At 73.0% G+C, this 20351-nt stretch carries 20 protein-coding genes; 10 read left to right on the top strand and 10 right to left on the bottom strand.

Annotated features, from left to right (window positions below; all coding sequences use genetic code 11):
• The first annotated feature begins 284 nt into the window (after nucleotides 1–284).
• Both AMK11_RS02610 and AMK11_RS02605 read left to right on the top strand, forming a co-directional pair.
• Complete coding sequence (locus tag AMK11_RS02610; RefSeq protein WP_073722480.1) at nucleotides 285–1283, top strand: glycoside hydrolase family 11 protein; 999 nt, start codon at nucleotides 285–287, stop codon at nucleotides 1281–1283.
• A gap of 34 nt (nucleotides 1284–1317) precedes the next feature.
• Complete coding sequence (locus AMK11_RS02605) at nucleotides 1318–2301, top strand: polysaccharide deacetylase family protein (protein ID WP_073722478.1); 984 nt, start codon at nucleotides 1318–1320, stop codon at nucleotides 2299–2301.
• A 79-nt stretch (nucleotides 2302–2380) separates the two neighbouring features.
• Here the strand turns inward: AMK11_RS02605 and AMK11_RS02600 are convergent, their stop codons facing one another.
• From AMK11_RS02600 to AMK11_RS02590, 3 genes are read right to left on the bottom strand one after another with little or no spacing between them, the layout of a single operon-like run.
• The gene (locus AMK11_RS02600; protein ID WP_143194560.1) at nucleotides 2381–3472 is read right to left on the bottom strand and encodes a PASTA domain-containing protein; all 1092 of its coding nucleotides are present in this window, start codon (nucleotides 3470–3472) and stop codon (nucleotides 2381–2383) included.
• Nucleotides 3473–3497: 25 nt separating this feature from the next.
• Nucleotides 3498–3914, bottom strand: coding sequence for a MazG-like family protein (locus AMK11_RS02595; RefSeq protein ID WP_079187177.1), 417 nt, complete (start codon nucleotides 3912–3914; stop codon nucleotides 3498–3500).
• Between the two features lie 39 nt (nucleotides 3915–3953).
• A complete protein-coding gene (locus AMK11_RS02590) occupies nucleotides 3954–4496 on the bottom strand; it encodes a DoxX family protein (protein ID WP_073722474.1) in 543 nt (180 codons plus the stop codon).
• A 183-nt stretch (nucleotides 4497–4679) separates the two neighbouring features.
• Between AMK11_RS02590 and AMK11_RS02585 the strand changes: the two genes are divergently transcribed.
• Nucleotides 4680–5006: a nuclear transport factor 2 family protein gene (locus AMK11_RS02585; protein ID WP_073723888.1), complete on the top strand. Its 327-nt coding sequence runs from the start codon at nucleotides 4680–4682 to the stop codon at nucleotides 5004–5006.
• A 255-nt stretch (nucleotides 5007–5261) separates the two neighbouring features.
• Here the strand turns inward: AMK11_RS02585 and AMK11_RS02580 are convergent, their stop codons facing one another.
• Nucleotides 5262–6053 (bottom strand): SDR family oxidoreductase, encoded by a 792-nt coding sequence (locus AMK11_RS02580; protein WP_073722472.1) that lies wholly within the window; start codon nucleotides 6051–6053, stop codon nucleotides 5262–5264.
• Between the two features lie 132 nt (nucleotides 6054–6185).
• Here AMK11_RS02580 and AMK11_RS02575 point away from each other — a divergent pair, with 132 nt between their 5' ends.
• Entirely contained in the window at nucleotides 6186–7841 is a 1656-nt protein-coding gene (locus tag AMK11_RS02575) for an alkaline phosphatase D family protein (protein WP_073722470.1), read from the top strand.
• Here the strand turns inward: AMK11_RS02575 and AMK11_RS02570 are convergent.
• The gene (locus AMK11_RS02570) at nucleotides 7828–8850 is read right to left on the bottom strand and encodes a Gfo/Idh/MocA family protein (protein WP_073722468.1); all 1023 of its coding nucleotides are present in this window, start codon (nucleotides 8848–8850) and stop codon (nucleotides 7828–7830) included. The genes AMK11_RS02575 and AMK11_RS02570 overlap by 14 nt on opposite strands.
• 116 nt (nucleotides 8851–8966) lie before the next feature.
• On the opposite strand from AMK11_RS02570, the gene AMK11_RS02565 reads away from it, so the two are divergent.
• From AMK11_RS02565 to AMK11_RS02555, 3 genes are all read left to right on the top strand, one after another.
• Nucleotides 8967–10274: a multidrug effflux MFS transporter gene (locus tag AMK11_RS02565; protein ID WP_073722466.1), complete on the top strand. Its 1308-nt coding sequence runs from the start codon at nucleotides 8967–8969 to the stop codon at nucleotides 10272–10274.
• Nucleotides 10241–11410 (top strand): serine hydrolase domain-containing protein, encoded by a 1170-nt coding sequence (locus AMK11_RS02560; protein ID WP_198941285.1) that lies wholly within the window; start codon nucleotides 10241–10243, stop codon nucleotides 11408–11410. The genes AMK11_RS02565 and AMK11_RS02560 overlap by 34 nt, the downstream gene beginning before the upstream one ends.
• Nucleotides 11411–11793: 383 nt before the next feature.
• Entirely contained in the window at nucleotides 11794–12780 is a 987-nt protein-coding gene (locus AMK11_RS02555; protein ID WP_073722464.1) for a small ribosomal subunit Rsm22 family protein, read from the top strand.
• Nucleotides 12781–12865: 85 nt separating this feature from the next.
• On the opposite strand, the gene AMK11_RS02550 is transcribed toward AMK11_RS02555, so the two are convergent.
• Nucleotides 12866–13075, bottom strand: coding sequence for a DUF6243 family protein (locus AMK11_RS02550; protein ID WP_198941284.1), 210 nt, complete (start codon nucleotides 13073–13075; stop codon nucleotides 12866–12868).
• Between the two features lie 114 nt (nucleotides 13076–13189).
• Here AMK11_RS02550 and AMK11_RS02545 point away from each other — a divergent pair, with 114 nt between their 5' ends.
• Together AMK11_RS02545 and AMK11_RS02540 are read left to right on the top strand one after the other, a co-directional pair.
• A complete protein-coding gene (locus tag AMK11_RS02545; RefSeq protein ID WP_073722460.1) occupies nucleotides 13190–13831 on the top strand; it encodes a TetR/AcrR family transcriptional regulator in 642 nt (213 codons plus the stop codon).
• A 119-nt stretch (nucleotides 13832–13950) separates the two neighbouring features.
• The gene (locus AMK11_RS02540) at nucleotides 13951–14682 is read left to right on the top strand and encodes a bifunctional DNA primase/polymerase (protein WP_073722458.1); all 732 of its coding nucleotides are present in this window, start codon (nucleotides 13951–13953) and stop codon (nucleotides 14680–14682) included.
• 12 nt (nucleotides 14683–14694) lie between these two features.
• On the opposite strand, the gene AMK11_RS02535 is transcribed toward AMK11_RS02540, so the two are convergent.
• From AMK11_RS02535 to AMK11_RS02520, 4 genes are all read right to left on the bottom strand, one after another.
• Nucleotides 14695–15684, bottom strand: a complete 990-nt coding sequence (locus AMK11_RS02535; RefSeq protein WP_073722456.1) for a hypothetical protein — start codon at nucleotides 15682–15684, stop codon at nucleotides 14695–14697.
• A gap of 100 nt (nucleotides 15685–15784) precedes the next feature.
• The gene (locus tag AMK11_RS02530) at nucleotides 15785–16663 is read right to left on the bottom strand and encodes a heme ABC transporter ATP-binding protein (RefSeq protein ID WP_079187174.1); all 879 of its coding nucleotides are present in this window, start codon (nucleotides 16661–16663) and stop codon (nucleotides 15785–15787) included.
• Nucleotides 16660–17751 carry a FecCD family ABC transporter permease gene (locus AMK11_RS02525; protein ID WP_073722454.1) on the bottom strand — a complete coding sequence of 364 codons (1092 nt, stop codon included), beginning with the start codon at nucleotides 17749–17751 and terminating at the stop codon, nucleotides 16660–16662. The genes AMK11_RS02530 and AMK11_RS02525 overlap by 4 nt, the downstream gene beginning before the upstream one ends.
• Nucleotides 17748–18770 carry a heme/hemin ABC transporter substrate-binding protein gene (locus AMK11_RS02520; protein ID WP_073722452.1) on the bottom strand — a complete coding sequence of 341 codons (1023 nt, stop codon included), beginning with the start codon at nucleotides 18768–18770 and terminating at the stop codon, nucleotides 17748–17750. Before AMK11_RS02520 ends, AMK11_RS02525 begins: the two co-directional genes overlap by 4 nt.
• 102 nt (nucleotides 18771–18872) lie before the next feature.
• Between AMK11_RS02520 and AMK11_RS02515 the strand changes: the two genes are divergently transcribed.
• Nucleotides 18873–20321, top strand: coding sequence for an HtaA domain-containing protein (locus AMK11_RS02515; RefSeq protein ID WP_073722450.1), 1449 nt, complete (start codon nucleotides 18873–18875; stop codon nucleotides 20319–20321).
• The last annotated feature ends 30 nt before the right edge of the window (nucleotides 20322–20351 follow it).

Below are 20351 nucleotides of genomic sequence, written 5' to 3'. Positions count from 1 at the left end.
TCGTGCTCTGACCGACCGAGGATCGGAGCTCCGGCCCGTGGTTGTCCAGAGGGAGGCGTGTCGAAACTTTCGGCGTTGCTGTTTGTCGTTTCATGGGTTCGTACGCTCCGAGGTTTCACTGGAATGTTTTTGAGGTTGCTGAGGCGGGGCTGACGTGTGCCTTTGCCGCGCTGGCGGCCGAGCGAGGCCCGCCGAAGCTTTCGAAATATTTACCGAAACTGTTGACGCTTGACGAGTGCAGGCCAACACTGGCGCCGTTGTCCGAACGAGAGGAGCACCCCCCCATGAACCTGCTCGTCCAACCGAGGCGTCGCAGAAGCGGCCCCCTCACCCTTCTCGTCAGGAGCGCCTGGGCCGTCGCGCTGGCCGCTCTCGCCGCCATGATGCTGCCGGGCACCGCCCACGCCGGCACGGTCGTCACGACCAACCAGGAGGGCACCAACAACGGCTACTACTACTCGTTCTGGACCGACAGCCAGGGCACCGTCTCCATGGACATGGGCTCCGGCGGGCAGTACAGCACCTCGTGGCGCAACACCGGCAACTTCGTCGCCGGCAAGGGCTGGAGCAACGGCGGACGCCGGACCGTGCAGTACTCGGGCACCTTCAACCCGTCCGGCAACGCGTACCTGGCCCTCTACGGGTGGACGTCGAACCCGCTCGTCGAGTACTACATCGTCGACAACTGGGGCACCTACCGGCCCACGGGCGAGCACAAGGGCACCGTGACCACCGACGGCGGCACCTACGACATCTACAAGACGACCCGCTACAACGCGCCCTCGGTCGAAGGCACCCGCACCTTCGACCAGTACTGGAGCGTGCGGCAGTCCAAGCGGACCGGGGGCACCATCACCACCGGCAACCACTTCGACGCCTGGGCGCGGGCCGGGATGCCGCTGGGCAACTTCAGCTACTACATGATCATGGCCACCGAGGGCTATCAGAGCAGCGGCAGTTCCAACATCACGGTCGGAGGCACCGGCTCCGGCGGTGGCGGCGGGGGCGGTGGCGGCGGTGGGTGCACCGCGACGGTGTCCGCCGGGGAGAAGTGGGGCGACCGGTACAACCTCAACGTGTCCGTCAGCGGGGCCAGTGACTGGACGGTGACGATGAACGTGCCGTCCCCGGCGAAGGTCATGTCCACCTGGAACATCGACGCCGCATACCCCAGTTCACAGGTGCTGACCGCCCGTCCCAACGGCAACGGGAACAACTGGGGCGCCACCATCCAGGCCAACGGCAACTGGACCTGGCCGTCGGTCTCCTGCAGTGCGGGCTGACACCGCCGGGGGAGAGGAAGGAGGACTCACTCCGATGCGCACGCGATCTCGTCCGGCCTGGCGTCCCGCCGTCACGGCCGTCGCCGCCGCCGTGCTGGCCGCCGCCGGCACCGTCGCCGCCGACGCCGCGCCCGCGCGGGCCGCCGCCTGCGACGGCTACGTCGGGCTCACCTTCGACGACGGCCCGTCCGGCAACACCCAGGCCCTGCTGAACGCGCTCAGGCAGAACGGGCTGCGGGCCACCATGTTCAACCAGGGCCAGTACGCGGCCCAGAACCCGTCCCTGGTCCGGGCCCAGGTCGACGCCGGCATGTGGGTCGCCAACCACAGCTACACCCATCCGCACATGACCCGGCTGAGTCAGGCGCAGATGGACTCGGAGATCTCCCGGACCCAGCAGGCCATCGCGAACGCGGGCGGCGGCACGCCGAAGCTCTTCCGTCCGCCGTACGGCGAGACCGACGCCACGCTGCGGTCGGTCGAGGCCAAGTACGGGCTGACCGAGGTGATCTGGGACGTCGACTCGCAGGACTGGAACAACGCCAGTACCGACGCGATCGTGCAGGCCGTCTCCCGGGCGGGCGACGGCCAGGTCGTCCTCATGCACGACTGGCCCGCCAACACCCTCGCGGCGATCCCGCGCATCGCGCGGACCCTGGCGGCCAAGGGCCTGTGCTCCGGCATGATCTCGCCGCAGACCGGACGTGCCGTCGCTCCCGACGGCGGTGGCAATGACGGTGGAGGCGGTGGCGGTGGTTGTACCGCCTCCCTGTCCGCCGGGCAGCGGTGGGGGGACCGGTACAACCTCAACGTCTCCGTGAGCGGTGCCAGTGACTGGACCGTGACGATGAACGTGCCGTCCCCGGCCCGGGTCATGTCGACCTGGAACGTCAACGCCAGTTACCCCAGTGCCCAGGTGCTGACCGCCAAGTCCAACGGCAGCGGCGACAACTGGGGCGCCACCATCCAGGCCAACGGCAACTGGACCTGGCCGACGGTCTCCTGCAGTACGGGCTGAGCCCGGTCGGACGGGCCCGGGAGCGGGTAGGGCTCCCGGGCCCCCTTGGCCCACGGTCACGCCGGAGTGGGACGCCGCGTCAGCACCAGCGGGTGCCGGGGCAGTTCCAACCGCCTCCGCCGCCTGAGCCGGACGAGCCTCCGGAGCTGCCCGAGCCGTCCGGAAGGCCGTTCGGGAAGGTGCTGTTACGGTCCCGGTCGGCGGGGAACGGGTCGCTGTAGTCCGGGTCTCCGTCGTCGTCCCGGTCCGGCAGGTTCGGCTCGTCGCCGTCCTCACGGTCCGGATCCGGGCAGCCGTTCTCCGGGTCGGTCAGTTCCAGCGTCACCCAGTCGTCGGCGGTGACGTCGCCGCCCTCGGCCGGGTCCGTCGCGCACACCCGCCAGTCGTCGTACTCGCCCTCGTCGGGCAGCTGGTCGTTGAGGTACGCCGTGTCCGCGCGTACGTCCTCGGCCGGGACGATCCCGAGATCCACGACTTCCTTCTGCGCCGTCTTCCAGGTCTTCCAGACCAGGTCAGGCATCTTCGGCCAGGGGATGGCTCCACCGTCCGTCCCGGGGCACGGGGCGCCGGTCTGCACCGCGCCGAAGTCGATCGTCTTCGTGCCGGACGACGTCCAGCCGGTCCGCTGGAAGCAGACGGTCCAGTTCAGCCGCAACATGATGCTCTTGTCCTGGTCGGACGCGTCATGCTCGTCGACGCCGAACCCGGCCGCCTCGGCAGCCTCCCGTGCCTCGTCCAACGGCATGCCCCGGTAGTCCACGGCCTTCGGGCGGGGCTTGGGGGCCGGTTCGCCGTCGTCCCCCGCCGCTGGTGAGGGCGACGCCGAGGTCAGGGCGTCGGCCGCACGTCCCGTCGCCGTGCCCTTGCCGTCCGCCTCCGCGACCGTGCTCGGCGCCCCGTCCTCGGGCGGATCCGGTAGAACCGCGCCGAGCAGCGCCATGGCGCCGATGGTGGCCGCCACCGTCACGCCCTTCTGCCAGGGGCTGTCCGTCCATACCAGGACGATCGCGACGATCAGGACCACGAAGCCCAGATACTCGTTGACCAGGCCGAACAACGGCACGGCGAGGACGGAGCCGACGCGGGCCGGGGTGGTCAGCCACCAACGATTACCGGGAGCCCCCGGACCGGGGGGCGGCGGGGGCGTGGGAGAAGTGGGCGGGCGGTGCATGGGCGGGGCCTCCGGCGGAGCAGGGTCATGACGGACCCGCGAGGTCACTCCGGCCGTCTGTCGAGCGACCGCATCGTACAGAGTCGCTGGGACTGGAGCCGTCCTGCGCTCCCAGGGAACGGCTCGCCACCCGCGCCAGATGGCGGTCGAACACCGCGCGTGTGTCGGGCGTCAGCGTGCGCAGTGCCACCAGCGCCGTGATCACGACGTCGCACAGTTCCGCCTCGACGTCGTCCCACGTGTGGGTGACGCCCTTGCGCGGGTTCTGGCCGGTCGCGCCGATCACCGCCTCGGAGACCTCGCCGACCTCCTCGGACAGCTTCAGCATCCGCAGCAGCAGGCCCTCCCTGCCGCTCACGGGCTGGTCCGCCTCCAGCCACTTCCACAGGGCGTCGATGGTGGTCCACACATCGGTGGGGGTGCCGTGGTCGTCGTCGGTCATGGCGGGCAGCCTGCCACGGGACGGCCAGCGAGCGGTACGTCAGTCGAACAGGGGTTCCTGCTCGCCCTCCGCCGCCCGCCGGACCCGCTTGTTCCGGGCCCCGACGACCGCCACCGCGGCCGCCGCCGTCGCCGCGAGCGCGGCCGGGACCATCCAGTTCCGGTTGACCGCGTGGCCGAGGGCGTGGTCCAGGGAGTAGCGGCCCGGGCCCGAGACCGCGAGGCCCGCCGCCGTCAGGCCGAGGGAGACCGCGTACTCGTAGCCGCCGGCCTGGGCGAAGAAGCCGTTGGGGGCGTGCACCGCCGCGGCGCCCGCCATCGCGCCGGCCGCCGCCGCGCCCGCGGCCGGGGTGGCCAGGCCCAGCGCCAGCAGCGTTCCGCCGCCGGCCTCCGCGAGGCCCGCCGCGGTGGCGCTGGCCCGGCCGGGCGCGTAGCCCATGGCCTCCATGGCCTGGCCGGTCCCCTCGATGCCGCCACCGCCGAACCAGCCGAGCAGCTTCTGCGCGCCGTGTGCGGCCAGGACGCCGCCGGTGCCCAGCCGGAGCAGCAGCAGGCCCAGATCACGCCGGTCATAACAGTTCACGTCGTCGACTCCCTCGCGGACGGTGGATCGTCACACCACTCATCACTCACCACCCACCGTCGCTCGCCGCTGCCGTGCGGACCTTTCGCGGACGCCGTTCGGGTGAAGCGGAGCCAGGCCCGGCGGGCGAGCGGGCCCACGGTCGGGTGGCGGGGTGTCGCGGGCGGTGTGACTCTGGCCGGCATGACGATTCAGACCACGCGACTGAGCGACCCGGCCGTCCGCGCCTTCGTCGCCGCCGTCAACGCCCACGACCGCGACGCCTTCCTCGCGATCCTCACGCCGGACGCCACCATGGCCGACGACGGGGACGACCGGGACCTCGCCCAGTGGATCGACCACGAGATCTTCTCGTCCAACGGGCACATGGACGTCGAGAACGAGTCGAACGGCGGCCGCGCCCTCATCGCCCGCTACCGCAACGACACCTGGGGCGAGATGCGTACGCGGTGGGACTTCACCGTGGACGACGACGGCCGGATCGCGCGGTTCGAGACCGGTCAGGCGTAAGTGGCGTAAGCAGGCACGAACACGCGGCAGCCGTGCCGCTCACCGGTGTGTTCCCGCGGTTCCACGCGGAATCCACCCCCAACCGGTGTGGCGGCACGGCTGCCGCCTCCCCCCTCGGTGTGGCTCGCCGAGCTTCGTGGAAGTTCTGGCTTCCATGTGTGAAGCTCCAGTGAAGGAGAGTTGAGCATAAGTCCGCCACCGGCCGCAATACTGCGGACTTTGATATTCCGATTGTGTGGATCCAGAGGTTCTTCCTCAGCCGCGGCCCACGTACGGCATCGCCGTCGCCATGACCGTCGCGAACTGCACGTTCGCCTCCAGCGGCAGCTCGGCCATGTGCCGCACCGTGCGCGCCACGTCGGCCACGTCCATCACGGGCTCGGGTGCCGTCCGGCCGTCGGCCTGGAGCGCGCCGGTCTGCATCCCCGCCGTCATGTCGGTCGCCGCGTTGCCGATGTCGATCTGGCCGACCGCGATGCCGTAGGGCCTGCCGTCCAGGGACAGTGACTTGGTCAGGCCGGTCAGCGCGTGCTTCGTCGCCGTGTACGCCACCGAGTGCGGGCGCGGCGTGTGCGCCGAGATCGAGCCGTTGTTGATGATCCGGCCGCCCTGCGGCTCCTGTTCCTTCATCTGCCGGTACGCCGCCTGCGCGCACAGGAACGCCCCGTTGAGGTTGGTGTCCACCACGTGCCGCCACGCCTCGTAGGGCAGCTCCTCGACCGGCACCCCGCCGGGGCCGAACGTCCCCGCGTTGTTGAACAGCAGGTCGAGCCGCCCGAAGCGGTCGCGTACGGCGTCGAACAGGGCGGCCACGTCCTCGGGGCGTGACACGTCGGCGCGGACGGGGAGCGCCGTCCCGCCGTCGGCGGGGGCCTGTGCGGCCGTTTCCTCCAGCGTCTCCACGCGCCGGCCGGCCAGGGCCACCGACCAGCCGGCCGCGAGCAGTTCGACGGTGACCGCCCGGCCGATGCCGGAGCCGGCTCCCGTGACGAGGGCTACCTTCTGCGCGCCGGTGTTCTCCTCGGCGGCGGTTCTCACGGTGTTCATGAGTCGGCAGCGTACGCGTGGCCGATCATGCGGAACTCATCCGTCCGACATGGGTTCGCCATGTCCGCGCCAAGCCAGGGTCGTCCCCGGCCATTCGAATGCCCCCTGCAACCACCGCAAGGGGAGGAACGGATGACACCCGCGAACCACCAGGTCCGGACCGACGGGCCCTCGCACGCCCCCGAACTCCGCGCCGCCGCCCGGCAGCTGGGCCGCCGCCGCTTCCTGACCGTCACCGGCGCCGCCGCGGCGCTCGCCTTCTCCGTCAACCTGCCGGCCGCCGGCACCGCGAGCGCCGCCGAACTCGACGCGGCGCAGCTCACCGACGACCCCTTCACCCTCGGCGTCGCCTCCGGCGACCCGCAGCCCGGCTCCGTCCTGCTGTGGACGCGCCTGGCCCCGGTCCCGTACCAGGCCGACAGCGGACTGCCCGCGAAACGGATCGACGTGAGCTGGGAGCTGGCGCTCGACGAACGCTTCCGCCGCGTGGTCAGACGGGGCCGGGCCACCGCGCACCCCGAGTTCCACCACACCGTGCACGTCGAGGTCGACCACCTCGCCCCCGGCCACGTCTACCACTACCGCTTCCGCGCCGGACGGTACGTCAGCCCGGCCGGCCGCACCCGCACCGCGCCCGCCCCGCGCAGCCGGGCCTCCGAGCTCACCTTCGGCGTGGTCTCCTGCCAGCGTTACGACCAGGGCCACTACACCGCGTACCGGCACCTGGCGCAGGAGGACGTGGACGTCGTCCTCCACCTCGGCGACTACCTGTACGAGTACGCCGTCAACTCCAGCGCGGGCTCCCGCGCCTACCCCGCGGGCACCCTGCCGGACCTCTTCCACCGCGAGACGGTGACGCTGGAGGACTACCGCCTGCGGTACGCCCTCTACAAGTCCGACCCCGACCTCAGGGCCGCGCACGCCGCGCACCCCTTCGTCGTCACCTGGGACGACCACGAGACCGAGAACAACTACGCCGGCCAGACGCCCGAGAACAGCGTGCCGCCGGAGGAGTTCCTGATCCGGCGGGCCGCCGCCTACCGGGCGTACTGGGAGAACATGCCGCTGCGCCGGCCCCAGCTCCCCGACGGGGCGGACCTGAAGCTGTACCGCCGCCTGCACTGGGGCCGGCTCGCCCAGTTCGACGTGCTCGACACCCGCCAGTACCGCTCCAACCAGGCGTACGGGGACGGCTGGCAGTTCCCCGGGCCCGAGTCCGAGGACCCGGGCCGCACCCTGACCGGCGACGCCCAGGAACGCTGGCTGATCAACGGCTGGCACCGGTCCGACGCCCTGTGGAACGTGGTGCCCCAGCAGGTCACCTTCTCGCAGCGGTTCAACTCGACCAGCACCCCGTCCAAGGTCTCCATGGACTCCTGGGACGGCTACCCGGCCTCCCGCGAGCGGGTGCTGGCCGGCGCGCAGGCCGCCGGCGTCGAGAACCTGATGGTCCTCACCGGCGACGTGCACGTCCACTACGGCTTCGACATCAAGCGCGACTTCGACGACCCCGGCTCCCGCACCCTGGGCACCGAGATCGTCACCACCTCCGTCACCAGCGGGCGCGACGGCTCCGAGAAGCCGTCCAACTGGGACACCCTCATGGCCGCCAACCCGCACCTGAAGTTCTACAGCGGGCTGCGCGGCTACACGACCGTCTCGCTCGGCCGCGAGCTGGCGCGCGCCGACTTCAAGACGGTCTCCCACGTCACCACCGAGGGGGCGCCGCTCACGACCGCCGCGTCCTTCGTGACGGAGGTGGGGGAGCAGGGGCTCAAGCCGGCGTGACGACCGGCGCCTCCGTCTCTCCCGGGTAGCGGACGCCGACGCGGTCCCGGATCGCGTCGAGCGTCCGCATCACGGCCAGCGTGCCGTCCAGCGGGACCAGCGGGGACTCGGTCTCACCGGCACGCAGGGCCCGCATCACCTCCCGGGCCTCGTGCCCCAGGCTGGCCCGGGGCCCGTCGGCCGGGTCGGCCCGGAACTCCTCGGGCTCCTTGCCGTCGCGGTGCAGCACGAAGTGGTCCGGGAAGAAGAAGCCGTACGGCACGTCGACGCGGCCCCGGGACCCGGTGACCGAGGCGGAGTTGGGCGTGCCGCCGGTGATGGAGCAGTGCACGGAGGCCAGCGCGCCGCTGTCGTAGGAGAGCAGGGCGCCCGTCTGGAGGTCCACGCCCTCCTCGGAGAGCACCGCCCGCGCGGCGACGTCCGACGGCTCGCCGAGCAGCAACTGCGCGAACGACACCGGGTACACGCCCAGGTCGAGCAGCGCGCCGCCGCCCTGCGCCGGGTCGCGCAGCCGGTGGCTGGGAGGGAAGGGGCCGGCGAGCCCGAAGTCCGCCTGGACGCTGCGGACCTCGCCGATCGCGCCGTCGTCGACCAGCGCCTTCAGGCGCCGCACCAGCGGGTTGCAGTACATCCACATCGCTTCCATCAGGAAGCGGTCGTTCGCGCGGGCGAGCGCGACCAGTTCCGACGCCTCGCGCGCGTTCAGCGTGAACGGCTTCTCGCACAGCACGTTGCGGCCCGCCTCCAGGCACAGGCCGGCCGCCGCGCGGTGCGCGGAGTGCGGCGTGGCGACGTACACCACGTCCACGTCCTCGTCCCGGGCGAGGGCCTCCCAGTCGCCGTACGCCCGCGGTATCCCGAACCGCTCCGCGAACGCTTTCGCCGACGCCTCGGTCCGCGAGGCCACCGCCACGACCTCCGCGTCCGGCAGATCGACCAGATCCGCCGTGAACGTCGCCGCCATCCCACCGGTCGCCAGAATCCCCCAGCGCACCTTCTGCCCGGTCACCGCTGACACCCTGCCCCACCCTCGCTCAGGTCGTTCGAGTCTGTTCGTTCCGTGTTCGTTCAAGACCGTACGAGCTGAGAGCATAGGTGCCGGATCTGTCGAAGAGGGAGGGGCACATGCCCGAGCGCGGGCCGTCCATACCGCACACACCGCCACAACCGACCATCACCCCACGCACGGAAGCGCCGCACGCCGGCGACGTCGGGGACGTCCGCGGGGCCCGCCGTGCCGGGCTGCTCGTCACGCTGCTCCTCGGCGGGCTGACCGCGACGCCGCCGCTGGCGATGGACATGTACCTCCCCGCGCTCCCGGAGGTCACCCGGGCCCTGGGCGCGCCCGCCGCCACCGTGCAGCTCACGCTCACCGCCTGCCTGGCCGGCATGGCGCTCGGGCAGCTCGTGGTCGGGCCGATGAGCGACAAGTGGGGGCGGCGGCGTCCCCTGCTGACCGGCCTCGCCGTCTACGTCGTCGCCACCGCGCTGTGCGCGCTCGCGCCCACCGTGGAACTGCTGGTCGCCTTCCGGCTGGCGCAGGGCCTCGCGGGGGCCGCCGCGATCGTCATCGCCCGGGCCGTCGTACGCGACCTCTACGACGGTGTCGCCATGGCCCGCTTCTTCTCCACCCTCATGCTGATCTCCGGGGTCGCGCCCGTCGTCGCGCCGCTCATCGGCGGGCAGATCCTGCGGGTGACGGACTGGCGGGGCGTCTTCGTCGTGCTCACGGTGGTGGGGGTGGCGCTGGGCGTCGTCGTGTGGGCCAAGCTCCCCGAGACGCTGCCGGAGGGGGAGCGGCACGAGGGCGGGGTCGGCGACACGCTGCGCGCCATGCGGGGGCTGCTCGCCGACCGGGCCTTCACCGGGTACATGCTCGCCGGCGGATTCGCCTTCGCCTCGCTGTTCGCGTACATCTCCGCGTCGCCGTTCGTCATCCAGGAGATCTACGGGGCCTCGCCGCAGACGTTCAGCCTGCTGTTCGGGCTCAACTCGATCGGGCTGGTCGTGGTGGGGCAGATCAACGGCAAGATCCTCGTCGGGCGGGTGCGGCTGGACCGGGTGCTGGTCCTCGGGCTCCTCATCGTCATCGCCGCCGCGACCGCCCTGTTGCTGATGTCCCTCGGCGTCTTCGGCGAGGTCGGGCTCGTGCCGGTCGCCGCCGCGCTGTTCGTGCTGATGTCGGCGATGGGCATCAGCCTGCCCAACACCCAGGCGCTGGCGCTGATGCGGGTCAAGAAGTCGGCCGGCTCCGCCTCGGCGCTGCTCGGCACGTCCTCCTTCCTCATCGGTGCCATCGCCTCGCCGCTGGTCGGGATCGCGGGCGAGGACACCGCCCTGCCGATGGCCGTGGTGCAGCTCGTCGCGGCGGTGGTGGCGCTCGCCTTCTTCGCCGGTATGTGCCGTCGTCCCGCGGAGGGAGAAGAGAGCTGAGCACCCCGAGACTGCGTCACGGCACCCCGGAGCGGGCCGGGCTCGACCCCGAGCAGCTCCGCCTTGTCGTGGAAGAGGTGCACGGTCTTACGGTCGGGGAGCGGCCCTGGGCGGCGGGGGCCGTCGTCGCCGTGGGGCGCGGGCCGGTCCTCGCAGTCGAGGAGGCGGCGGGGTGGGCCGTGCGCTACTCGGCCTACGACGCGCGCGCCGACGCGGGCGTGGAGCTGGCCGAGGGGGCGCGGGTGCCGATGACCGCCGGTACGCCGTTCGATCTGGCCTCCCTGACGAAGGTGTTCACCGCCGTCGCCGCCGTGCAGCAGATCGAGCGGGGCACGCTCGGCATCGACGCGCGGGTCGGGGCGTACCTGCCGGACTTCCGGGCGGCGGCGGTGCACGGGATCACGGTGCGGCAGCTCCTCACGCACACGTCGGGGCTGCGGCCGGAGCTGCCGCTGTACGACTGCGCCGACGGGGAGGAGCGGCTGCGGAGGCTGCGGGCGGAGCCGCCGGTGGGGGTGCCGGGGACGTACTGCTACTCCGACCTGAACATGCTGCTCCTCCAGCAGGTCCTGGAGCGCATCACCGGGCGGACGCTCGACGTCCTCGTCCGCGACGGGATCACCCGGCCACTGGGCATGACGGCGACGCGGTTCGGGCCGTGCCCGGGGGCGGCGGCCACGGAGGACCAGCGGCGGCCGTGGGCCAAGGCGGACCGGGGGATGCTGCGGGGCGTCGTGCACGACGAGAACGCGTGGGCGCTGGGCGGGGTGGCGGGCCATGCGGGGCTGTTCTCGACGGCGCGGGACCTGTCGGTGTTCTGCCGGGCGCTGCTGGCGGGGGGCTCGTACGGGCCGGCGCGGATCCTCGGGCCGGACTTCGTGGAGCTGCTGCTGACCGGGCCGGGGCTGGGATTCGCCCTCGACCAGCCGTGGTTCATGGGGGAGCTGGCGGGGCGGGGGGCGGCCGGGCACACCGGGTTCACGGGGACGATGCTGGTGCTCGACCGGGCGACGGACACGTTCGCGATCCTGCTGGCCAACACGGTCCACCCGCGGCGGCGGGCACCGGACAACGGGCCTCGGGCGGGGGTGGGGACTCGGGTGGCTCGGGCCGTACGGGTTGCCTCCGGCGGTTGAGCGGGGTGGGTGCCTGCGGCGGCCTGTGCGGGTTCGGTGGGGGTGCGGGTAGCGCGGGTGGTTCGGTGGTGGGTCGGGGCCGCGCCGGGGGGTGTCCGTCCTCGGAACGGCGCGGAATCGGTCACTTGAAAAGGTGCGGGGCGCGGACGCGCCAACCGCTGGGGGCGGACACCCCCCGACACGTCTCCTTCCCGCCGTACGCGGCTCTCCCGCCGCCCCGCCCCTGCTGCGGGCAGTCGTGCCTCCCCCAGTGCCTGAACGGCCTGGGAGGTACCCCCAGGGCGGCACGGGTGGGCGCAGCGGCACCCCGCCGCGCCGGGTTGCGCACCCCCCCCGGCAGCCACCCCCACGCCGCAGGCACCCCGCCCCATACAATTCGCCGAGTGAACGACCCCGCCGAAACCCTGCGTGCCGCCCTCGCCGAGCTGGTCGACGGGCTGCCGCCCCGCCAGGCCGCGCAGGCCGTGGAGCGGCTGATCGCCAACTACCGCGGGGCCACCCCGACCGACGCCCCGATCCTGCGCGACCGCGCGGACGTCGTCGCCTACGCCGCCTACCGCATGCCCGCCACCTTCGCCGCCGTACGCTCCGCGCTCGCGGCGTTCGCGGACGCCGTGCCCGGGTGGGTGCCCGGCAGCCACACCGACGTGGGCGGCGGGACCGGCGCCGCGACCTGGGCCGTCAACGACACCTGGCCCGGCGCCCGACCGGTGACCGTGCTCGACTGGGCCGAACCCGCGCTCGCCCTCGGCCGGGAGATCGCCGCTGCCCTGCCGGAACTGGGTGACGTCCGCTGGCAGCGCGCCCGCATCGGAGCGGCGCTCGACGTGGCGGGCACCGACCTGGTCACCGTCTCCTACGTGCTCAACGAGCTGACCGGCCCCGACCGAGCCGCCCTCGTCGACGCCGCCGCCTCGGCCGCGCAGGCCGTCGTGATCGTGGAGGCCGGTACGCCGGACGGGTACGCCCGGGTGATCGAGGCCCGCGACCGGCTGGTCGCCGCCGGGTTCCGGGTCGCCGCGCCCTGTCCGCACAGCGCCGCCTGCCCCATCGTGCCCGGCACGGACTGGTGCCACTTCGCGGCGCGGGTCAGCCGGTCCAGCCTGCACCGGCAGGTCAAGGGCGGCTCCCTCGCCTACGAGGACGAGAAGTTCAGCTACGTCGCGGCCGCCCGGTTCCCCGTCGAGCCCGCGCCGTCCCGGGTGGTCCGGCGTCCGCAGATCCGCAAGGGTCAGGTGCTGATCGACCTGTGCGAGCCCGACGAGCAGTTGCGCCGGCGGACGGTCACCAAGCGCCACGGCGACCTGTACAAGGCGGCCCGTGACGCGGACTGGGGCGATGCCTGGCCGTCGGGGGAGGCCAACTCGTGAGCTGTGCCGGCCGGCCCGGCCCGGCACCCTGGTGTTCCTGGCGGGCGCGACGGGCCTGGGGCCGGGATGAGCGCCGCGTGGCTCGTCATGAGGTCTTCTCGTCGGTGGCCTCCTCCTGTTGTCGTTGTTCGCGTCGGCGCTCCTGGAGCTTGCGCAGCAGTTCCCGCTTCTCGGCCAGCGGGTCCGGGCCACCGCTGTTCCGGCCGCTGCGGTCGCCGCCGCGCAGTGCGTCGCGGCCGAGCTTGCGGCGGGTGCCGCCGACGCCCAGCATGCTTCCGGCTCCACCTCGGGTCATGGGGCTCCCTCTCCTCGGACGGCAAGTCAACGTGACGATACGGCTCGTCTCGTTTGTGTCACGGTCCACTGTCTGGCGAGACGAACCGTCTTGTCAACCTGATAAGTTCGAGCCATGGCCGACGAGAAATCCACCCCCGCCCCGCCCGACAAGCCGCACCCCGACGTCAGCCGCCGCAGTCAGCGGTCCCGCCGTGCCATCTACGACGCGGCCCTCGCGCTGGTCGCCGAGGTCGGCTACCCGAGGACCACGATCGAGGGCATCGCCGCCCGTGCCGGCGTCGGCAAGCAGACGATCTACCGCTGGTGGTCCTCCAAGGCGGACGTCCTGCTGGAGGCCTTCCTCGACCTCGGCGACCGGGCCGTGCAGGAGGCAGGGGAGCAGGGCGTGGGCATCCCCGACACCGGCGACCTCGCCGCCGACCTGAAGAGCGTGCTGCGTGCCACCGTCGACGAACTGTGCGATCCCGGGTTCGAGGCTCCCTACCGTGCCCTCGCCGCGGAGGGCGTGGTCAACGAGCAGCTCGGGCGGACGTTCCTCACCGAGCTCCTGGACCCGTCGCTCCAGCTGTTCGTCGACCGGCTGCGCGCGGCCCAGGACGCCGGCCACGTCCGTGCGGATCTCGACCCGCGCATCGCGCTCGAACTCTTCGTCTCCCCGCTCGCCCAGCGCTGGCTCCAGCGCACGGCCCCGATCTCCCACGAGTACACCGACACGCTTGTCGACTACGCCCTGCACGGGCTCGCCCCGCGCTGATCGAAAGGTTTCGGCCAATCCAGCCTGACCAGGGAAGTTTGTCCCTTCCCGACCCCGAAGCGCGCAATGGTGCGACGATAGGGCATGCTGGAGCGCACGACGGCGAGGCGAGGAGATTGATGAGCGCGGAGTTCGGCGGTCGGAGCGGTCTGCAGGGCAAACTCTCCTCGTGGCTGCGCGGACGCCGCCCCAAGGAGGCCGCCGGTGACGGTGGCCGGGAGGATCTGCTGCTCGCCGCCGCCGGTGCGGGACTGCCGCTGGCGCCCGCCGCGCACCCGGCCGGATACCGCTGCTCCTGCGAGCGCGTCGGCTGCCCCACCCCCGCCCGGCACCCGGTGTCGTTCGCCTGGCAGACCCAGTCGACGACGGATCGCGCGCAGATCGAGCGCTGGGCCCGGCACCAGCCGGAGGCCAACTTCATCACCGCGACCGGCATGGTGCACGACGTCCTCGACGTGCCCTTGGAGGCCGGTCGTGAGGCGCTGCGGAGGCTCCTCGAGGCCGGTGTCGAGATCGGTCCGGTCGCCGAGAGCGACGACGGCCGCATGCTGCTGTTCACCCTCACCCGCGGCACCCCCGAGGACGAGGACGAGTGGTGGCCCTGCGAGCTGGACTGCCACCCCGAGACGATGGACGAGCACCCGGGGCTGCGCTGGCACTGCCGCGGCTCCTACGTGCTCGTACCGCCCGCCCGGCTGCCCGGCGAGGACCGTACGGTGCACTGGGTGCGCGGCCCCGAGCACCCGCTGCCGGACCCGCTGACCCTGCTGGAGATCCTCACCGACGCCTGCGCCCGGTACGCCGGCGCGGACGGCGACCACGCGGGCGCCGTCTGGCCCCTGCGCCGCTGACCGCGCCCGGGGCTACTCGCCCTTCGCCGACGTCAGGCCCTGGACCCGGCCCAGGATCGTCACCGGTCCGTCCGCCGGGTCGAGGGCCAGCTGGTTGGAGACGAACTCCATCGTCAGCGACTGCTTGATCTCGCCGTCCGTCAGCGCCAGCACGTCCTTGTTCGGCGTCGGCACGGCCGCGCCCCGCGCCGCCGTCTGCTTCTCGTAGTGGCGGGAACTGAAGAAGACCGCCGCCCCGCCGTCCTTCGTGCGCAGCGCCAGCGGCGCGTAGTCGTCGTTCGTCAGCGGCTCGTCGATGTACTGGGTGGCCAGTCCGGGGCGCGTCGCCCGCTTCTGCCGCAGCTCGCGCCAGGAACTGGTGTGGACGCCTTCGCCGAAGGCCTCGCCGCCGTCCTTCAGGTACGTCGTGTAGCCCTTGCTCAGGTCGGCGGGGGGTATCGCCACGTCCGTGGAGCCGGCGGGGACGGCCTCGGCCCAGCCGTCCGCGTCCGTCTTGAACTCCGGGACCTTGTCCGGCGCGACCAGCGTCAGGTACGCCGCCTGCCAGGTCTCGTCCAGGCCGTGCTTGGTGAACACCAGCAGCCAGTGCGCCTCGCCGCCCTTGTTGCCCTTGGCGTCCGCGACGAACCAGCGCGGCCAGCCCGCCTTCTTCGGGATGGTGAACTCGGCGTCCGTCAGCTCCAGCGGAGCGTGCGACGGGTTGCCGTCCGGGTGGTTGGTCCGGCCCGCCTTCAGCCGCGCCGAGTCGATGGCGGCGAGGGCGCCCGTGGTGTGCTCGGCGTCCAGGGAGGCGTCGTACGCCTTGTCGGCCGCGTTGTACGCGGAGGTGAACTGCTGGAGCGCCTTCGCGGCCTCGGCCCGGGTGGCCGACGGCAGCACCTCGCGCTCGCCGTGCACCACCACGCATCCGCTCGCCGTCAACGACAAAGCGGTCGCCGAGGCGGCCACCAGCGCGTGCTTGCCAAGCCTGCGGGGCCTACGAGGGCCGCGATCCCTGCTCATCAGGTTCCTTCACCTTCCCCTTCCCGGAGGCGAACCCTACCGGGGCGAGGTGGCGCCCGGACGCCGGGACCGGGTACCGCCGCCTCTCCGTGACCTCGGCTCACGGATCGCGGCGCGGCAGGACCAGTACGGCACCGGTGCGCGGGTGCGGCAGTACCTCCACCGGCTGGTCGTAGACCTCGGAGAGCAGTTCCTCGGAGAAGACGCGCGCCGGGGGGCCGTCGGCCGCGATCCGGCCGGCCCGCAGGACCGCGACCCGGTCCGCGTACGCGGCCGCCAGCGCCAGGTCGTGCAGGACGACGGCCACCGCGTCCCCGGCCCGCGCCCGCTCCCGGCACAGCCGCAGCACCAGCTCCTGGTGGCGCAGGTCCAGCGCCGCCGTCGGCTCGTCCAGCAGGAGCAGCGGGGCGCGTTGGGCGAGGACCCGGGCCAGCGCCACCCGGGCCCGCTCGCCGCCGCTGAGCGCCGAGAACGGGCGCCCGGCGAAGCCGGTGACCTCGGTGCGCCCCATCGCGTCGGCCACCGCCGCGTCGTCCTCGTCCGCCAGGCCGGTGCCCGCCCACGGGGCCCGGCCCATCCGGACCACCTCCTCGACCGGGAACGGGAAGGACAGCGACGCCGACTGGGGCAGCACGGCCCGCCGCAGGGCGAGTTCGGGCGCGGACCAGTCCGTCGCCGGGCGGCCGTGCACCCGTACGACACCCTCGGCGGCCGGGACGTCGGCGGCCAGGGCCCCCAACAGGGTGGATTTGCCCGCGCCGTTGGGGCCCACCAGCGCGAGCACCTCGCCCGCCCGGACGGTGACGTCCACGCCGTCCAGGACCGGCCGGCCGCCGAGGTGGACGCGGACGCCCTCCGCCTCGGCGAGCACGTCGCCGGGCGCGGCCGGGGGTGGCGGCACCGGACGGGACGGGACGAGGCGCAGCAGCCCCCTGGCGTGCGCGGTCCTCGTGCCCCGCGTGCCCGCGGTGCTCCTCATGCCCAACCCCCTTGCCTGCGCCGGGTGCGGCGCAGCAGCCAGAAGAAGAACGGGCTGCCCAGCAGCGCCGTCAGTACCCCGAGCGGCAGCTCGGCGGGCTCGGCGACCGTACGGGCCGCCAGGTCCGCGGCGAGCAGCACCAGCGCGCCGAGCAGCGCGCTGCCCGGGATCAGGAACCGGTGCCCCGGGCCTGCCACCATCCGCAGCAGGTGCGGGACGACCAGGCCGACGAAGCCGATGACCCCGGCCACGCTCACCGCCGCCGCGGTCAGCAGCGCGATCACCAGGACCAGGACGATCCGCAGCCGCTCCACGTCCACGCCCAGGTGCCGGGCCGGACGCTCACCGAGGGCCAGGAGGTCCAGGCGGCGGGCGTACAGCGGGGCGACGCCGAGCCCGAGCGCCGCGCACGGCAGCACCGCCAGCACCTTCGGCCAGGTCGCCTGGGCGAGCGAGCCCAGTTGCCAGAAGGTGATCTGGTTGACCGCCGCCGTGTCCGCGAAGAACAGGAACAGGCCGATCAGCGCCCCCGCGAAGGCGTTGACCGCGATGCCGGTCAGGATCAGCGTCACGACCTCCGTACGGCCGCCCGAGCGGGACATCGCGTAGACGACCAGGACGGTGATCAGGCCGGAGACGAAGGCGAAGACGGACACCGTCCAGTTGCCGAGGAAGTTCAGGCCGAACGCGATGGCGGCGACCGCGCCGACCGCCGCGCCGGAGGAGACGCCGATGACACCCGGCTCGGCGAGCGGGTTGCCGAACACGCCCTGCATCAGCGCGCCCGCGCAGCCCAGCGAGGCGCCGACCAGCAGCGCCAGCACGATCCTCGGGAACCGCACGTTCCACAGCACGGAGTCGGCCACCCGGTCCAGCCCGGTGCCGCCGAGGCCGGTGTGGTGCAGTACCGAGCCCAGTACGTCGGCGACCGGGATCGGGTAGGCGCCGGTCCCGGCCGCGACCGGGACCAGGAGGAGGAGACCGGCGGTCAGGGCGGCCGTCAGCAGCCAGGCGGTGGTGCGCCGGGTGCGGGGCGGGGGCGCCGCGGCGGGCGCCTCGGGGCGTGCGGGCTTGTCCAGTACGGTCACCGGGCGCCGTCCTCGCCGTACAGCTGGGTCACGACCGACTCGAGCACCTGGTCGGTGCGCGGGCCGTAGTTGAGGAGCACGCCGTCCTCGACGGAGACGATACGGCGGTCCATCCCGGCCGGGGTCTGGGCGATGCCGGGGATCTTGACCAGCCCGTCGACGCCGCCGACCGATTCCAGGCCCTTGCTCATCACGAGGATCGCGTCGGGCGCCGCCTTCACCAGTGCCTCGCTGGTGATCGCGGTGAAGTCCTTCTCCAGGCCCGAGGCCGCCCCGGCGTCCACCGCGCCGGCCGCCTCGATCAGCGAACCGGCACCGGAGTCCGCGCCGCCGATCAGGTACACGGAGGCCGAGCCGCGCAGGTACAGGAAGGCGACCCGGGGCTTCTCCCCTCGCGGGACGTCCTCTCGCACGGCCTCGATCCGCTGCTCCGAACGCCGGGTCAGCTCCGCACCGGCCGCCGGTACGCCGAGCGCGTCGGCGACCGCCTGGATGCGCGGGCCCACGTCGTCCAGGCCCTTGGCCGCCTCCACGAACAGCACCGGCACTCCGGCGGCGCGGATCTGGTCCACGGCCTCCTCCGGTCCGGTGGTGGTCTCGGCGATCACCAGGTCCGGCTTCAGGGACAGCACGCTCTCGGCGGAGACGTCGTGGCCCCGGGTGACCACGGGGAGCTGCGCCGCCTGTTCGAAGGTGGCGGTGACGTCCCGGGCGACGACCCGGTCGCCGAGCCCGAGCGTGAACACGATCTCGCTGAGGCTGCCGGAGAGGGGGACGATCCGTTCGGCCCGCTCGACCTCCACCTGCTCGCCGTCGGCGGAGCGGACGGTCACGGGGAGTCTGGGCTCGGGTCTCTCCGCGAGCGGTTCCACCCGGTCGGTGACGGGCCCTGCCGCCGAAGCGGCCCCCGGCCCGGTGCCGGACGAGGCCTCGGAAGAACCTCCGCATCCGGTCGCGGTCAGGGTCAGGGCGAGCACGGACAGCAGTGCTCCCGCCAGTCGGTTTCGCAAGCGTCGCACGGTTCCGTCCGTCCTTTCCGTCGACCGCCAGTATCAGTCGACTAGAGCTTAGGTTAGCCTTACCTTCGTTCGCTACCGGCCCCCCGATCCGGAGGACTTCGCATGCCCGCCCGTCTTCGCGTCCTGGTCACCGTGTTGTGCGCGGCGGTTCTCTCGGCCCTGCTCCCCGCCGCCGCCGCGCACGCCGAGAGCCGGACCGTGCGGGGCGGACGGCTGGACTGGGGCATCAAGTCGTCGTTCCAGCGCTACGTCACCGGGCCCGTCGCGAAGGGCGGTTACTCCCTGAGCGGGGGAGCCGCCACCGTCGGCGGCAGCACATTCCGCTTCCACTCGGCGGCCGGCACCTACGACGGCGACACCGGCGCCTTCCGCGCCGCCTTCTCCGGCGGCGTCCACTTCCTCGGCCACCGCACCGGCACGGGCACCCACCAGCTCGACCTCACCCTCAGCCGTCCCACCGTGAGCATCGCCGGCTCCACCGGCACGCTCTACGTGGACGTCACCAGCAAGGCGAAGGACACCGGGACGGTCACGACGTCCCGTCAGGTGCCCTTCGCCGCACTCTCCCTCGGCGGCATCGACATGCGAGGCGGCGGCAGCACCGTGGCCCTCAACAACCTGCCCGCCACCCTCACCGCCGAGGGCGCCCGGTCCTTCGCCGGGTACTACACCGCCGGCACCGCGCTGGACCCGGTGAGCCTGTCCGCCGACGTGCAGGCGGCGGCCCGGCAGCGGCAGGAGAAGCAGCCGTCGAGCACGCCCGCCGAGTCACCGGAGAGCAGGCGGACTCCAGACGGCGCCATCGAGGACGGCGCCGTCGACTGGGGCGTGCGCCGCACCTTCCGCGAGTATGTCACCGGCGACATCGCCGACGGCACGTGGGCCCTGACCGCGGGCGCCCAGGACGGCGGCGCCCTCTTCCGCTTCCCCGGCGGCGAGGGCACGTACGAGAACGGCGCCCTCACCGCGGCCTTCGACGGCGCGGTCCGCTTCACCGGCGCGCACGGCCTCGACCTGAGCCTGAGCGGCGTACGGGCCGAGGTCCAAGGCGGCGAGGGCACGCTCTACGCCGACGTGAAGAGCCCGGACCTGAACGGCCGGAAAGTGCCCCTGGTCACCTTCACCGCCGGGGACCTGAAGCCCGCCGACGGCCTGGTGAAGGTCACCGAGGCCCCCGCGAAGCTCACCGCGCGCGGCGCCGAGGCCTTCGGCGGCATCTACCAGGCGGGCACCGAGATGGACCCGGTGTCCCTCGCCGTCGCCCTCACCGCCGACGCCGAGCTGCCCGCCCTGCCCGACCTGGGCAGCGCGCCGACGGCGAGCGCGAGCCCGCAGCCGGAGAAGACCACCGGGCCGGACAATCCCGCCGCCGAACCCGTCGCCGGCGCCGCCGGCGACGGTGACAACGGCGACAACGGTGACTTCCCCGCACTCCCCGTCTCCCTCACGGCCGGTGCCCTGCTGCTGGTGGCCGCGGCCCTCGTGGCCGTCGCCGTCCGCAGGCGCCGCGCCCGGCCCGCCGCGTCCCCCTCGGACGCGGACCACGGCTGACCCGACGACACCGGCCGCCCACCGGCGGCC

It is taken from the genome of Streptomyces sp. CB02414, assembly GCF_001905385.1.
In the GTDB taxonomy this organism is placed as follows: Bacteria; Actinomycetota; Actinomycetes; order Streptomycetales; family Streptomycetaceae; genus Streptomyces.
The sequence above is the reverse complement of the archived record's forward strand: the minus strand, read 5'-3'. Positions and strand labels throughout refer to the sequence as shown.

Bases quoted from the DNA above. Each gene is read 5' to 3' on its own strand.
- AMK11_RS02550 (WP_198941284.1), bottom strand. From the start codon at position 13,075: ATGACCCGAGGTGGAGCCGGAAGCATGCTGGGCGTCGGCGGCACCCGC.
- AMK11_RS02535 (WP_073722456.1), bottom strand. From the start codon at position 15,684: ATGAGCAGGGATCGCGGCCCTCGTAGGCCCCGCAGGCTTGGCAAGCAC.
- AMK11_RS02610 (WP_073722480.1), top strand. From the start codon at position 285: ATGAACCTGCTCGTCCAACCGAGGCGTCGCAGAAGCGGCCCCCTCACC.
- AMK11_RS02600 (WP_143194560.1), bottom strand. From the start codon at position 3,472: ATGCACCGCCCGCCCACTTCTCCCACGCCCCCGCCGCCCCCCGGTCCG.
- AMK11_RS02540 (WP_073722458.1), top strand. From the start codon at position 13,951: ATGAGCGCGGAGTTCGGCGGTCGGAGCGGTCTGCAGGGCAAACTCTCC.
- AMK11_RS02515 (WP_073722450.1), top strand. From the start codon at position 18,873: ATGCCCGCCCGTCTTCGCGTCCTGGTCACCGTGTTGTGCGCGGCGGTT.
- AMK11_RS02530 (WP_079187174.1), bottom strand. From the start codon at position 16,663: ATGAGGAGCACCGCGGGCACGCGGGGCACGAGGACCGCGCACGCCAGG.
- AMK11_RS02545 (WP_073722460.1), top strand. From the start codon at position 13,190: ATGGCCGACGAGAAATCCACCCCCGCCCCGCCCGACAAGCCGCACCCC.
- AMK11_RS02605 (WP_073722478.1), top strand. From the start codon at position 1,318: ATGCGCACGCGATCTCGTCCGGCCTGGCGTCCCGCCGTCACGGCCGTC.
- AMK11_RS02580 (WP_073722472.1), bottom strand. From the start codon at position 6,053: ATGAACACCGTGAGAACCGCCGCCGAGGAGAACACCGGCGCGCAGAAG.
- AMK11_RS02595 (WP_079187177.1), bottom strand. From the start codon at position 3,914: ATGACCGACGACGACCACGGCACCCCCACCGATGTGTGGACCACCATC.
- AMK11_RS02565 (WP_073722466.1), top strand. From the start codon at position 8,967: ATGCCCGAGCGCGGGCCGTCCATACCGCACACACCGCCACAACCGACC.
- AMK11_RS02575 (WP_073722470.1), top strand. From the start codon at position 6,186: ATGACACCCGCGAACCACCAGGTCCGGACCGACGGGCCCTCGCACGCC.
- AMK11_RS02585 (WP_073723888.1), top strand. From the start codon at position 4,680: ATGACGATTCAGACCACGCGACTGAGCGACCCGGCCGTCCGCGCCTTC.